Source organism: Mesorhizobium sp. WSM2240 (assembly GCF_040438645.1).
In the GTDB taxonomy this organism is placed as follows: Bacteria; Pseudomonadota; Alphaproteobacteria; order Rhizobiales; family Rhizobiaceae; genus Allomesorhizobium.
The window spans coordinates 632,658-645,386 of sequence record NZ_CP159253.1 but is presented as its reverse complement, the minus strand read 5'-3'; the positions used below and the strand labels follow the sequence as shown (position 1 = coordinate 645,386).

Here is a 12,729-nt window from a genome sequence, read left to right as displayed (position 1 = left end):
GGCGCATCAACAGCAACAATCCCAGGAATCGGTCAAACAAAGCGGCTGCCAGCCGCTTCAGGTTCACCGCCGCTGCGATGAGGTAGGCTTGGATTTTCATGTTGCCGAGGCCCCGTCGGATCGCTCGAGCGAGGCCGTGCCAGTTCTTCGCCTCGCCATGGAAGCCTTCCGAGCGCCACCGGTGGCGTTGGTAGAGACGTTGATCCTCCTCCGACCATCGCTCTCGACGCCTGCGCGCTCTCAACAGTGCGGGATAGTCATCACCCACAACGACCGCTTTGTTGACGCGCCCCTTGGAAAGGCACAGGGAGGCCAGGTCGCAACCGGCGCACTCACTGGAGCGCGAATAGAAGAAGCGGCCGTGCTTCACTGGCCTAGTCGGACGCAGGATCTTTCCCCGCGGACACTTCAGTATGTCGTGCTTGGCATCGTAGCGGAAGCGTCGAAGCGGGACCGGGCTACGGATCGGCTCTGCCTTGGCCGGGATCAATGCATCTATGCCGCGACGCTCGAACGCTCCGAACACTTTCGCGTAGGCATAGCCGGCATCGGCAGTGACGGTGCTAACAGGTAGCCCGGTCGCCTCCATAGCGGCATCGATCCGTTCGACAATTATCTGCCCCTCGTTGATCTCCCCGGTCGTCACGGCAACATCGAGAACCACCCCGCGCAAATCATCGACGATGGTATGCTGTTTGTAAGCGGGCTCCAGACGGCGATTGCGGGCGTTTGTCGCCATGCTGGCATCCGGATCGGTGATGCAGACCTTCTTGAACTTTCCTGTCTTGCGGCTTTTTCTGATCGCTGCCTCCGCATCTGCGTTCGCCGCGCTCACCGCCTCAAGATGGCGCACCGCCAAGCTATCCCAGCTCACGTCGGCGCGAATTAGCGAAGCATCGACATGAATGACTTCGCCCTTAGCGATTTTGGCGTCGATACAGGCTTGTACAGTGCGCTCAAAGATCCGCTGGAACCTTTCTTCACCCCAGCGCTGGCGGATTCTCGTCAACGAAGAATGATCGGGCAATGCTTCATGGAGGCCGTAGCCGACAAACCACCGGATCGCGATGTTGACCTGCGCCTCCCGCATCAGCCGGCGGTCATGCACAATTCCAAGCAGGAAACCGGCGAGCATCAGCCGGACCGCAACCTCAGGATCAATGCCCGGGCGGCCATTGTCGGTACAGTAGAGGTTCGCCACCTCCTCGCGCAGCCAGGACAGATCCAACACACGATCGACCCGCGCGAGTATATGATCATCAGGAACAAGCTGCCGCAGCGAGCCAGTCATGAATAGCTCAAGCTGATCGCGCTCCTTGCGTCCCAGCATCGCGAACCCCTCCAGAGAATCAACGACTTCTCGATTGAATCAGTAGGAGGAGACTTCTTCAACAGGCCCTACGTGCACTTCCTCAGGAACGCCCTCGATCACCTGCCGAGAAAGCACGGCGACGACTGCCTGCAAGAGCTCAGATGGCTCTACGACCGGCGCGACCTTGCCGAAGCCAAGGTCGACCTCGCCGCGTGGCTGGCCAAATGGGCGGCGCGCTATCCCCGGCTCACCGCCTGGGCCGAGGAGAACATCGAGCAGACGCTGACCTTCTTCCGGCTGCCGCGCCAGCACCACAAGCACTTGAAGAGCACGAACATGCTGGAGCGCCTCAACGAGGAGATCCGCCGGCGCACCTATGTCGTGCGCATCTTCCCCAATACCGAGAGCTGCCTGCGTCTGGTGCGCGCGCTCGCCGTCGAAACCCACGAAAACTGGATGGAGGCCAACCGATATATCAACATGGACGATCTGCGCGAGCACAAGAAGCTCGCTCTTCGCCAAGCCGCGTGACCAGCTTCATGGCCGCCCAATTTGCTGAACTTGACGCACACAACCGGGAGCGCCGGCCGGCCCGCTCTCATCATCAAGGGCCGTAGAGCCGGGCGGCGCGGCTCACTTGCGAGCCAACCAATCCAGAGCAACAGCGCCCTCGCTTTTTACGGTCTCGCGGGACGAGGCCGGGGCTTTGCTCTGCTGGTCCACCAGGACCGAATAGTCAGCGAGAGGAGACCTCTCAATCTCCTCATCAGAAAGGGGATCTGGTTGCGCCGCCGCGCGGCGCGGCAGCTCTACGGGTTCCTGGTGAGCGCTAACCCCGCTTCTATTGATCCGCGCGGTTCGCAGATTGAGCACGAGCTGGCGCTCAACCGGGCCAAGGCATCTGCCGATTTCTGCATATGCATTGATTGACGAGGGGGGTCACGGTCGACTCTACATGCGCCCTACACAGCTCGCCGTTCGAGCCGGACGGTCGTTTAGAATGCTTGTCGCGATGTCGACATGTCCTGTTTCAAGTTTCCTCAACCTTGAATGCGAAGAAGCAAATGAGCAGTTCATCATGCTGCCGCAGGGTCACTGTGGCGCTTCGTCTGCAGCGTCGCCCTGCAGCACCTGACGAGGCCGCGACGACGCTACGCCCCACAGCCGAAGCCTTGGAGCGCATCCGCCCCGCATTTGGTCATGCCATGATGAGTTGGGCAAACATTGGAAATGCCCTATGCGGCTGGCTGGATGTGCCAACCGGTATGGACAGTGAGTCTGCGAGGGCCGTTTTCTTTCCGCGCGAAGCTTCAATTATGCTTTTCGGAGAAGGTCTCTTCCATTCGAAAAGCCCAAAGACAATGACGAGTGTAAGGCCGACAAGCGCCCGCGACGGATTGGCATAGCGCTTCCTGAATATGCCGCCGCGCCTTCAGCATGCGCCGCCAAAAAAGCAAAACTGACGCAAAACCAAAACCGGAAAGCACGCCAAGTGCGGCTGCCTTTGGAAGGGACAGCGAACAAAGGCGAACGAGTTACGATAAAGCCTTACGCAAACTGGTCTCTATCTCGTCAAGGTGCTGCTCTAGCGCGACCATTGCGCCTTCCCAGATTTCGTCTTCCTCGTCTCCAAAAGCGCGTTCGACATTTTGGAGCGATGCGATAAAGCTGCGCCGCATTGGGGCAAACTCTTCAGCTGTACCTAGCGTGTCCGAAAGGACCAATGCGAGTACGCGGCGAACCAACAGTTCCAAGGCGATAATCCGTCCTTGGAGGGAATTGTAATCGGTCATCTTCGTGGGCCTTTCCTTTGGCGATCAGCAGTTCCGCGTGGCCAGAACTGCCCAATGCCGAACAGCGCCAATCTAATGGTGCTCTAGCTCAATTCGACTTGTTTCGGACTTGCAAGCTCCCAGCCTTCTCGTGTCCGAGAGACTTGTTGACGGCCGGGATGATCGTGTCTCCCCAGAGCTCGATCTGGCGCAACATCGTCTTCTGGTCGAAATCCCCCAATTGGGTCTGAATTGCGATCTGGTCAGGTTTCAAGACATCAATCTCTTCCAACAGCCGATCAATCACGCGGTTCACGCTGCCGATCGGCAGGTTGTCGCGCGTGGCCTTGAACGACAGATCCTGCTGCGTCGGCGTTTCCTCCAACAGGTAGCCATCCTGGCTCTGCTGGCGGCGCTGATGTAGTGATCAGATAACCGGCGCTGGAAACGGGCATTGTCGAGATAGCTGTTGATCTCCGCCTCGTCGTCGCTCGCATAGCAGCAGCGCAGAAGCGAGATCTTGGCGTCCGTGACCTTTTTACCCTCAGCCGCCGCCGCCGTATCGATCGATTGGCGCAGGGCGCTCAAGGCATCCAAGCCATTGTGGAGTGCTGTGATAAAACAGTTGTGCCCCTCACGATAGGCCCGGCCGATCCGCGCGGATCCGCCGGCCATCCAGATGGGCGGGGTCGGCTTCTGGATGGTGCGGACCGAAATCGCCGTCGAGGGTATCTTCTCATAGTGGCCGTCGTGTTCGAAGATGTCTTGGTTGAGGCCCTTCAGAAGGATGTCCAAGTATTCCGAAAAGATTGCCGGCGCCTCATCGACATTGACACCGAAGCGCTCGAACTCGAACTGCTGGTATCCCAAGCCGACGCCGAGCTCGAGACGGCCGTCCGCAACGATGTCGGCAAAGCCGATTTCGGAAAGCAGGCGCTGTGGTTGACAAAGAGGCAGCACGCACACGGCGGTGCCGAGGCGAATGGTGCTCGTCACGCCGGCGCAGTGCGCCACCATCATCAAGGGTGACGGAATCAGGCTGTAATTGTTGAAGTGGTGCTCGGCGAACCACGCGGTGTTGAAGCCAGCCTGCTCCGAAACGAGAGCCTGTTCGATGGAATTGCGGATGACGCTGTCGGACGATTGATGATAGCCGCGCTGGGCGGCCAGGGTGAAGGTCGCGAATTCCATGCTGCTTCCTTCTTTGCACAGGGCATTGGCCGATCAAGGGAGTGCTCGGCATGAGCACAGATTGGGTTGGCCGCGGTGTCGATCCGGCGCTTGGCGACGGCGTGGTCTTGCGGCAAAACGCCCGCAAGGCCGCGCCGGAACACTTGGAACTGCGTCGACTCCGGGGAGGCGTCATCGCCGAAGACGACATTTTCGATCGCCGGCCGCACCTGCGCCTCACTCTGCCGGAGCCGGAGGCCCCCTCCCCGGCTTCGATGAAGCCGCAGCCCGTCGCCTGACGAATGCTCGACATCCAACCCGTGGCCTGCGCCAAACATTCCTCATGAGTTCGCTTGCATTTCCGCATTACTGACCAAGGTCCAGCCGCCGTCCAAGTAGAGGATCGAGCCGTTGACGTATGAAGCCTCAGACGAAGCAAGGAAGAACACTGCATCAGCGACGTCCTCCGGCTGTCCCATCCTGCCCATCGGGATTCGCCGTCCGATCGCTGTCGAGTCAATACGGCCGGCCTTCGCCAACTGAGCAACGCCAGGCGTGCGGATGTAGCCGGCAGCGACGGGTGCCGTCCGAATGCCGACCGGCCCGAGTTCGGCCGCCATGCACCGGGTCATGATGTCCATCCCCACCTTTGCGGCACGGTAGGCATGGCGCGGCGTTAGGGGCAGAACGTTGTTGATCGGCCCGAGATTGACGATCACGCCGCCGGGGCACATCGCCTTGATCGCCTCGCGCGCGCAGGTGCTGCCAGGCCGCGTTGGAAGGGGTCGGCACTGGTGCCGACAGCCGCGCCCATGGTGGGTCCGACCGCCGCGTTGTTAACGAGGACGCCGATTTGCGCAAACTGTGCTTCGACTCGGTCGTAAAGCGCGAGGATATCCTCTTGTCGCGAGAGATCGCATTCGAGGCCGAGATGCGGATAGCCGAGCCCATGGGCCAGTTCAACCACGCCGCTGCCCGGAAGGTCCACCGCAACAACGGCTTGTCCATCTCCGGCGAAAATATCGACCATGGCACGGCCGATCCCGCCCGCAGCGCCTGTGACGATGACGATGCGCCCGGCGTGCTTCATAAGAACTTCTCCGCGGCGAGCAGCGGTCCAACCCCATGGACGGCCAGCGGCGGAATGATCTGTCGCGGCAAAGCCGCACGTCCTGGTGAGGGCCAGTTGCGGCCCCCGACGAACCTCGCGCGCACCGGCAGCGGGCCAACTCTCGAATTGGCGGTCGAAGCTGGTGATGGACCCTTCGATGAAAGGCGATGGCCTTCATGAGCGGTTCTGCCGAGGTACCGCAAATCGATGCACAACAGCATCGTCGGCGGGCCCGTGGCGACAGAGCAGGCCGCTGCCGCGGTCACGCCGTCGCGCGGCTGAAACGCAATGCTATCTGCCGCACCTTCACCGATCAGGCATTCGCCGGGAGTCCTGTGGCGTTGCAAAGTTGTCATAGATTTTCGTCTTTACTGCCGCTGCGGCTCTCCAGTTGGGAACCTCTGAAAACATCGTGGTGAGAAGGAATGCGGCGCTTGCCGAGCGCGTAGATCAGGTCATCCGGATGCGGTGCTCCTATGGGTTGCCGCAGACCGAACCGTTCTGCCTCAGGGACCGCTGGCGGGATCTGCTCCTCAAGCCAATCGTAGACGACCGTCCGTTTGGCAATCCGCCACTCCCCTTCCCTCTTCTGAAACAGGTCGCAATAACGGCCGCAAAGGAGCACCTGGCGTACTTCTCCGTCCTTGTCCGGTCCACGTTGCAACGCGTTGAAATAGCTCTCGACCGCGGCCTCCACTGGGCTGGTGAATTCGATCAGGATATTCGTGATCTGATGGATGTTGCGCGGTCCGGCCTTGAAGACACCGAGCGCGAACTGGATGAAGCCCTCTGCCAAGCCGCAATAGGGCCCGTGATTGTCATGCGCGTCGGGCCAGTACGAGCTGCGCAGCGCCGCCTCGTCCGCGCGGTCTATCCCACGGCAGTACCGATAGAGGCAATCGCGGATCGCCTCACGGTCGAGGAGTTCGGCTATTTTTGTCCTTACCTTGTCCATCGTCTCCGTCGTCAGTTCTGAGGTTGAAAAGAGGGGGTTCGCGGACTGCGCCATCCGCCTGTGGATCCTGGGGAGACACTTCGATGCCGCAGATGCCCCCTTCGCAGTAGGACGAGGGCGGTGATAGGACGGAGGCTGCGCGCCGACTGTTCCAGTGTGCGTCGGCGCCACTCCACCCCAACTAAACTCGTCCGTCTCTCGGTTGAAGGACGCCCGATTCAACCGGCGCAGCGGGCGTAGGGTCGATTTCCAGCGCACCTTCGGGGCAGGATCGCGCGCCTCGTGACGCAAGCGGTTGCTCCCGCTCCGGAACCTCAATGTCGCCGGGCAGGATGTAACCCTCGTCATCAAGCACGAAGATGTGCGGCGCTTGCGCCCAGCATCGCGCGTGACCCTGGCATTTGGCATTGTGGACTATGATGCGCATAGCGCTGCCTCCATTCTCTTTATGCGGCTCGGGGCGGCCTTGGTCAGGACCAGTCCAGGATCAGATTTTCGATCCCGAACACATGGCCGCCAGAGGTAATGGGAGCCGTACCTTGCTTGATCCGGAAGGACGGGATGCGCGCCAGCCACTCCTCCAGGCCAATGACGATCTCCCGCCGGGCAAGGTGCGAGCCAAGGCAGCGGTGAGGACCATAGCCGAAGGCGGCGTGGCGGTTGTCCGGTCGCGCCAGATCGATCGTGTTGGGGGATTCGAACTCCGCCGGGTCACGATTGGCAATCATCGTGGCACAGGAAACATAATCCCCCTTACGGATCGGGGCGCCTTCGAAGTCGATGTCTTTCTTCGCCACGCGGATCAGTTGCACGGTCGGATAGGCGCGCAGCAATTCTTCGGCGGCAAGCACGATCCGGTCCGGTTCGCTCCGAAGCCATTGCTGGTCTTTTGGGTTGCGCGCGAGGTAGGCCAAGTCAAAGCCGATCGCGGCTGCAACTGTGTCGAGCCCCGCGACGAACAGAAGCACGCCGATGCCACGGACCTCCTCGTCGGTCAGCCGACGGCCCTCGACCTGTGCCTGCACGACGAAGGTCATGAAATCGTCGGCCGGTTCTTTGCGGCGAACGGCTGCAAGTTCGTCGATGAACGCGACGATTGTCCGGGCCGCAGCCGGTCGTTTCACATTGTCGCCATGAAGCAGATCGTTTGCCCAGCCGACGAATGTATCGAGTCGGTGATCCGGCAATCCCAGAAAGCGAAGGAAGATATTGACCGTAAAAGGAAAGGCAAAATCCTTCATCACGTCGCAGCTTGTGCCCGATGCGGCGATCCTCTCAACCAGCGCGATCGCCCGCTCGCGGACAGCCGCTTCCATCAGCCTCACCCGCTTGGGCGAAAGCAGCGGATTGAGCAGTGAGCGAAAGACGCTATGGGCCGGTGGATCGAGTTCAAGCGGAATCATCGGCCAGTTTTCGCCCAGCGCGGAGGCGAAGATGCTGCGATGGCTGGAAAAGGTTTCGGCATCCTGCAGCACCCTGCGCTGATCTCTGGCGCGAGTGATGACCCAGGTGCCCCGGCCATCGCGCGTGTTGAAGGAGGAATAAAAGATCGGCGGCCCGGCATGGACGCAGGCGACAGCTGCGTGCGGGTCCCCATTGGGGGTCGGTGCCATGCCTGGCGAGGTAAACAGGCTGAATTCCCTCACCATTTCGGGGGGCACATGATCTGGAACCGGGTTGATCGCCATTTTGGCTCCTCCTGAACGACATGCATTCATGCGCCTGAACGACATGCATTCATGCTCGATTGAGATCTACCCCTGGTCACCAAGTCGACGATCAGCATGAGTATGTTCCGGCTCAGGCGCCTTGAGACTCTGCCACGCGGTGCAGGCCACCTGCGCGCAAGCGCGGATGAGATCGGTCGCGAACTCAAGCAGCAGGGTTTCGATGTCGTCCTTGGTTCATAAGCTCCGCCGCTTGTTCGAGTTGGTCAGATTGGCCATCACCGCTGAGCTCCATGAAGGACTGCTGACGTCCGCCCCGACCAAATTACCCGAGCAAGTTGCGTACCGATTGCCGCACGGTTTGCCTTTGCACCACTTGCCCGTTACCGGCGGCCCGGCCTTGGCGACTTTTGGTCGGGCTTGCGACATTGTTGTCCAGCTTCGGACACGAGAACGTTTGCGTTCAGACACGCACGGGAGTGCGTATGAAGGGATCTCATTACGCAAACACTGTGACCCGAGCCGAACTCGATCCTCGCCGCGTCCGGACCGGTGCGCTTGCTGAAGAGCTGGAAGGTGTAAAAGACCTTTTCGGCAGGGGAGTCACGACAGGCCGCGACCGGAGATGCTGCGACAGCGCTGTCTTCGCAGATTGCCCTACCCGCGACTACAAGAACACGCCAGAGGCAAAGCCTTGCGCGGTCACTGCAGTTCCTGCCGATGTGGCCAATGCCTCGGCTCGGCCCGTCTGCATTCGGGTTTTCGTCTGTCCCGTGCCGATGCGGACGTGCTGATTACCCCGACCATATAGCAAGTGACCGAGCGACTTGTGCAGCGCGCTCGATCTCGGCGAAGGCACGGGCTTCCTGCAAAAGCGTCTCTGAAAACCAGCCCGATGGCGCCTTCAAGTGACTTGGCATGGCGCTTGCTCCCCATGGTTAGAGCCTATCAAAGCAGGAGGAAGCAACCAAACCATGGCTGATGCGCGAAGCTCTATACGACCGGATACCGCGCCGATTCCAACTGAACATTGGGACTCGGTCTCATCATCCACATTCCGTTGCCTTCCTTGCGCTTGGCTGGTCCGAGGCCGAGCGGAGCCCGTGAAGCGACTGGCTTGGCGGCGGAAACGGATGCCACCTGTCGATCTCGTTGGGGTGACGAGACCAGGAGCCGACACGTCCCCACACAACCAGACTGGAAAGTCGGTGGCGGCCAAGGCCTCGCTTAATACCGGCATGCCGGCCCAGCTCGGTGTTGTGTCAGCCGACCGAGAGGCCGCACCAGGTTCATCTAGAGGAGCAATATTGATGACCGTTGAAAAGAAGGTTCCCTTCGTCACCTTTCTCACGCGTGTTCGCGATGATTCGGTCCAGGGGCCAAATCCATACCGGTGGGAAGAAAAGACCTCTGACGACTACTTTGCCGGTAAGCGCGTCATACTGTTCTCGCTGCCAGGCGCCTTCACCCCGACCTGCTCGACTTACCAAGTGCCCAACTTCGAAGAGCTCTATGACGAGTTTGAGAAGTTCGGATTTGAAGCGATCTACTGCGTCTCCGTCAACGATGCCTTCGTCATGAATGCGTGGGGGAAGGCCTTGGGGCTGCAGAAGGTCAAGCTCCTTCCCGACGGCTCAGGCGAGTTCACGCGCAAGATGGGCATGCTGGTCGCCAAGGATAATCTCGGCTTCGGCATGCGCTCCTGGCGCTACGCCGCTCTGATCAACAATGGCGTGGTGGAGCGGTGGTTCGAGGAGGAAGGTTTCTCCGACAATTGCGAGACCGACCCCTATGGCGTCTCGTCCCCCCAGAACATTCTTGAAGCGCTGAGGGCCGCCGCATGATCTAGGTCATGTCGCCCAAAACTGTCCGGCGGTAATGGGACAATGACCTGCAAAAACACACTCTAAAGCGCGTCGCATCAAGCCGTGCAAATGCGGCGCGTTTAAGAGGAGTCAACATCTCATAGTCCCCAGAGCCCCTCGACAGGATTTCGCGCTAACCATGCATCCCTCAGCAAGCCTGCTTCAGCGCCAGAAACTATCTATGGTCGCGTCGCCTCAACTCATTGAGTCGATCCGCTTGCTGCAATTGGCGCATGCCGAATTGCATCAATACGTGGAACAGGAACTCGCGAAAAACCCGCTTTTGGAGCTGGCGCCAAACGATGGCGAGGCTTCTGGCGACGACTGGTCGACTTTGGGGGACAGTCCGCAAATCGGCACACGCGGGAATGACGTTGATGGACGCATGCCCGCCGGATCGCCGGACCGGCTCAGCCAAGGGAAATCAACGCGCAACACGACGAACAATCCGGCGGGTGATAGCCCGGCCGTCGACAATTTTCCCGCACCCACCGAAACATTGCACGATGATGTCGCTCGTCAGATAGCCCTCACTGCATTCACACCGCAGGAGCGGCTGATTGCTGGCGAGCTTGCCGCTCATCTGGAAGACACTGGCTATCTTCAGGTAGACCTTTTGGAGCTGGCCGGCAGCCTGAACGTCCGGGAGGCTGACGTGGAGCGGGTTCTCGGAACCTTGCAGCAGTTCGATCCACCGGGAATTTTTGCGCGAACCCTCAGCGAATGCCTCGAGATACAGTTGCGCCAGAAAGACCGGTTCGACCCAGCGATGGAAGCCTTGGTCGCCAACCTCAAGATGCTTGCGCGACGCGATTTTCAGGCTTTGAAGCAGCTTTGCGGCGTCGATGAAGACGACCTTCGCGATATGTGGCAAGAAATCCGGGCGCTCGATCCCAAGCCTGGAAACCGATTCCAATCGGTAAAGCAGGAAACCATCATACCCGACGTCTGGGTCACGCCCTCCCCCGAAGGTGGATGGCAAATTGAGCTTAGTCCAGACACACTGCCCAAGGTGCTGATCAACCAAACCTATTGTGCCGAAATCTCACGCCTTTCCTCCGAGGATTCGAAAGATCAGACATTTGTCAGCGAATGCTTCGAAAACGCGAATTGGCTAATCCGCAGCCTCGATCACCGCGCCAAGACGATCCTTAAGGTTGCGACTGAAATCGTCCGCCACCAGGATGCCTTTTTGGAACATGGCGTCGCTCACTTGCGGCCCCTCAATCTCAGGACTGTCGCTGACGCGATCGGCATGCACGAGTCGACGGTAAGCCGGGTGACGTCGAACAAGTACATGCGTACCCCGCGCGGGGTGTTCGAACTGAAGTATTTTTTCACTGTCGCGATCGCCTCCTCCCAAGGCGGCGACGCGCACTCCGCTGAAGCTGTCCGCCATCGGATCAAGGGGATAATCGCCGCAGAATCGGCCGATGACGTGCTTTCCGACGATGACATCGTCGGAAAGCTGAAGCAAACCGGCATCAATATTGGACGCCGCACCGTCACAAAATACCGCGAAGCGATGAACATCCCCTCCTCCGTGCATCGCCGCCGGGAAAGGCGCATGTGGCGCTAAAATGGGTCACGGCAGCCGCCCCACGTCGCAGCGCATCCAAACTGGAGTCCCTATTCGTGACCCAACACGCGACAGGTGTCATGGACGCTGTTCTGCACGGCCCAGAAAAGCCCGATCAACGCTCCGATCCCGCATGGGGTGCGGTCATTTCGCTTGCCATGGGCACCTTCGGGCTGGTGACGGCAGAGTTTCTGCCTGCCAGTGTGCTGATGCCGCTTGTGCATGGTCTGGGCATCACCGAGGGTGAGGCTGGACAGGCGCTGACTGCGACCGCGGTCGCCGCGGCGATTTCGGCCCCGACCATGGCCATCATCACCAAGCGCCTGGACCGCAGGACCGTCATCTGCGCGATGACGCTGCTGCTGACCCTGTCGAATGTTGTGTCGGCGGTCGCATGGTCTCTGCCGGTTCTCCTGACCGGACGCGTCGTGCTCGGCATTGCGCTCGGAGGCTTCTGGTCGGTTTCGGCAGCGCTGGCGAGGCGGCTCGTTCCAAGTCACCTCCTGCCGCGCGCCCTGTCGATCATCCTTACCGGCGTTTCCGTCGCTAACGTTTGCGCGCCTCCATTCGGCGCCTACATCGGCGACATGTGGGGATGGCGAGCCGTCTTCATAATCGCTGCAGTCGTCGGCGCCGTTGCACTGCTGATGCAACTCATAACCCTTCCGAGGCTGCCTCCGGTCGGAGTGGCCAGCTTCCGCAGTCTGCTGGATGCGGCCAAGAATCCGATGATCAAAGTCGCTCTGTTGGTCGTCCTGCTGGTCGCTTCCGGGCACTTCGCCGGCTTCACCTATATCCGCGCCTTCCTCGAGAAGGTTCCCGCGCTCGAAATCGAAACGATCCCGCTCGTGTTGCTCGCCTCTGGCATCGGCGGCTTTTTCGGCAATTTCGCAGGCGGATTCCTGGCCAAGCACAGCCTCAAGACAGTCGCGGCCCTCGCGCCCCTGCTCATAGCGATAGCCGCTGTCTCGCTGCTGACGATGGGAGCATCGGCCTCGGCCTCGGCGATTGCGATCGCCGTATGGGGCTTTTCCTTCGGCGCTGTGCCGGTGGGATTGCAGACGTGGATGGTGCTACGCGCGGCTCCCGAGCATGCCGAAGGCGCCGGTGTGCTTATGGCCGCGACCTTCCAGGTGGCCATCGCAGCCGGCGCGATGTTCGGTGGACTGCTGGTGGATCATGCCGGCGTTGCCAGTGCCTTTGCGTACAGCGCGGTTACCACGTTCGCAGCCGCCCTGACCGTATTCCTGCTCGGGCCGAAGCGCGAAACCTGGACCGCCTGACAAAAGAGGCTCTCA

12 protein-coding genes and 2 pseudogenes are annotated in these 12,729 nt (G+C 60.4%); 5 read left to right on the top strand and 9 right to left on the bottom strand.

Annotated elements, in window-relative coordinates; all coding sequences use genetic code 11:
* Nucleotide 1: 1 nt before the first annotated feature.
* Nucleotides 2–1,330: pseudogene (locus tag ABVK50_RS03050) on the bottom strand (IS1182 family transposase); the annotation flags it as partial.
* Nucleotides 1,331–1,399: 69 nt separating this feature from the next.
* Between ABVK50_RS03050 and ABVK50_RS03045 the strand changes: the two are divergent.
* Nucleotides 1,400–1,843 (top strand): annotated as a pseudogene (locus tag ABVK50_RS03045) (transposase); the annotation flags it as partial.
* Nucleotides 1,844–2,847: 1,004 nt separating this feature from the next.
* Here ABVK50_RS03045 and ABVK50_RS03040 read toward each other — a convergent pair.
* The 3 genes from ABVK50_RS03040 to ABVK50_RS03030 form a co-directional block, all read right to left on the bottom strand.
* Nucleotides 2,848–3,105, bottom strand: coding sequence for a hypothetical protein (locus tag ABVK50_RS03040; RefSeq protein ID WP_353642852.1), 258 nt, complete (start codon nucleotides 3,103–3,105; stop codon nucleotides 2,848–2,850).
* A gap of 88 nt (nucleotides 3,106–3,193) precedes the next feature.
* Entirely contained in the window at nucleotides 3,194–3,469 is a 276-nt protein-coding gene (locus ABVK50_RS03035) for a hypothetical protein (RefSeq protein ID WP_353642853.1), read from the bottom strand.
* Complete coding sequence (locus ABVK50_RS03030) at nucleotides 3,397–4,275, bottom strand: LLM class flavin-dependent oxidoreductase (protein ID WP_353642854.1); 879 nt, start codon at nucleotides 4,273–4,275, stop codon at nucleotides 3,397–3,399. The genes ABVK50_RS03035 and ABVK50_RS03030 overlap by 73 nt, the downstream gene beginning before the upstream one ends.
* 50 nt (nucleotides 4,276–4,325) lie before the next feature.
* Between ABVK50_RS03030 and ABVK50_RS03025 the strand changes: the two genes are divergently transcribed.
* Nucleotides 4,326–4,553 (top strand): hypothetical protein, encoded by a 228-nt coding sequence (locus ABVK50_RS03025; RefSeq protein WP_353642855.1) that lies wholly within the window; start codon nucleotides 4,326–4,328, stop codon nucleotides 4,551–4,553.
* A 42-nt stretch (nucleotides 4,554–4,595) separates the two neighbouring features.
* Here ABVK50_RS03025 and ABVK50_RS03020 read toward each other — a convergent pair whose 3' ends face one another.
* The 5 genes from ABVK50_RS03020 to ABVK50_RS03000 all read right to left on the bottom strand — a co-directional run bounded on the left by ABVK50_RS03020 (nucleotide 4,596) and on the right by ABVK50_RS03000 (nucleotide 8,008).
* Nucleotides 4,596–4,973, bottom strand: a complete 378-nt coding sequence (locus ABVK50_RS03020) for an SDR family oxidoreductase (RefSeq protein ID WP_353642856.1) — start codon at nucleotides 4,971–4,973, stop codon at nucleotides 4,596–4,598.
* A complete protein-coding gene (locus tag ABVK50_RS03015; RefSeq protein WP_353642857.1) occupies nucleotides 4,970–5,344 on the bottom strand; it encodes an SDR family NAD(P)-dependent oxidoreductase in 375 nt (124 codons plus the stop codon). Before ABVK50_RS03015 ends, ABVK50_RS03020 begins: the two co-directional genes overlap by 4 nt.
* Before the next feature lie 373 nt (nucleotides 5,345–5,717).
* On the bottom strand, nucleotides 5,718–6,320 hold the full coding sequence (locus ABVK50_RS03010; RefSeq protein WP_353646038.1) for a nuclear transport factor 2 family protein: 603 nt from the start codon (nucleotides 6,318–6,320) through the stop codon (nucleotides 5,718–5,720).
* A 181-nt stretch (nucleotides 6,321–6,501) separates the two neighbouring features.
* The gene (locus ABVK50_RS03005; protein ID WP_353642858.1) at nucleotides 6,502–6,747 is read right to left on the bottom strand and encodes a ferredoxin; all 246 of its coding nucleotides are present in this window, start codon (nucleotides 6,745–6,747) and stop codon (nucleotides 6,502–6,504) included.
* A 43-nt stretch (nucleotides 6,748–6,790) separates the two neighbouring features.
* Nucleotides 6,791–8,008 carry a cytochrome P450 gene (locus ABVK50_RS03000; protein ID WP_353642859.1) on the bottom strand — a complete coding sequence of 406 codons (1,218 nt, stop codon included), beginning with the start codon at nucleotides 8,006–8,008 and terminating at the stop codon, nucleotides 6,791–6,793.
* 1,289 nt (nucleotides 8,009–9,297) lie between these two features.
* Between ABVK50_RS03000 and ABVK50_RS02995 the strand changes: the two genes are divergently transcribed.
* From ABVK50_RS02995 to ABVK50_RS02985, 3 genes are all read left to right on the top strand, one after another.
* On the top strand, nucleotides 9,298–9,831 hold the full coding sequence (locus ABVK50_RS02995) for a peroxiredoxin (RefSeq protein ID WP_353642860.1): 534 nt from the start codon (nucleotides 9,298–9,300) through the stop codon (nucleotides 9,829–9,831).
* Between the two features lie 160 nt (nucleotides 9,832–9,991).
* Entirely contained in the window at nucleotides 9,992–11,431 is a 1,440-nt protein-coding gene (rpoN, locus tag ABVK50_RS02990) for an RNA polymerase factor sigma-54 (protein WP_353642861.1), read from the top strand.
* Nucleotides 11,432–11,487: 56 nt separating this feature from the next.
* Nucleotides 11,488–12,714: an MFS transporter gene (locus ABVK50_RS02985; protein ID WP_353642862.1), complete on the top strand. Its 1,227-nt coding sequence runs from the start codon at nucleotides 11,488–11,490 to the stop codon at nucleotides 12,712–12,714.
* Nucleotides 12,715–12,729 lie beyond the last annotated feature (15 nt).

Bases quoted from the DNA above. Each gene is read 5' to 3' on its own strand.
- ABVK50_RS03040 (WP_353642852.1), bottom strand. From the start codon at position 3,105: ATGACCGATTACAATTCCCTCCAAGGACGGATTATCGCCTTGGAACTG.
- ABVK50_RS03030 (WP_353642854.1), bottom strand. From the start codon at position 4,275: ATGGAATTCGCGACCTTCACCCTGGCCGCCCAGCGCGGCTATCATCAA.
- ABVK50_RS03025 (WP_353642855.1), top strand. From the start codon at position 4,326: ATGAGCACAGATTGGGTTGGCCGCGGTGTCGATCCGGCGCTTGGCGAC.
- ABVK50_RS03015 (WP_353642857.1), bottom strand. From the start codon at position 5,344: ATGAAGCACGCCGGGCGCATCGTCATCGTCACAGGCGCTGCGGGCGGG.
- ABVK50_RS03010 (WP_353646038.1), bottom strand. From the start codon at position 6,320: ATGGACAAGGTAAGGACAAAAATAGCCGAACTCCTCGACCGTGAGGCG.
- ABVK50_RS03005 (WP_353642858.1), bottom strand. From the start codon at position 6,747: ATGCGCATCATAGTCCACAATGCCAAATGCCAGGGTCACGCGCGATGC.
- ABVK50_RS03000 (WP_353642859.1), bottom strand. From the start codon at position 8,008: ATGGCGATCAACCCGGTTCCAGATCATGTGCCCCCCGAAATGGTGAGG.
- ABVK50_RS02995 (WP_353642860.1), top strand. From the start codon at position 9,298: ATGACCGTTGAAAAGAAGGTTCCCTTCGTCACCTTTCTCACGCGTGTT.
- rpoN (WP_353642861.1), top strand. From the start codon at position 9,992: ATGCATCCCTCAGCAAGCCTGCTTCAGCGCCAGAAACTATCTATGGTC.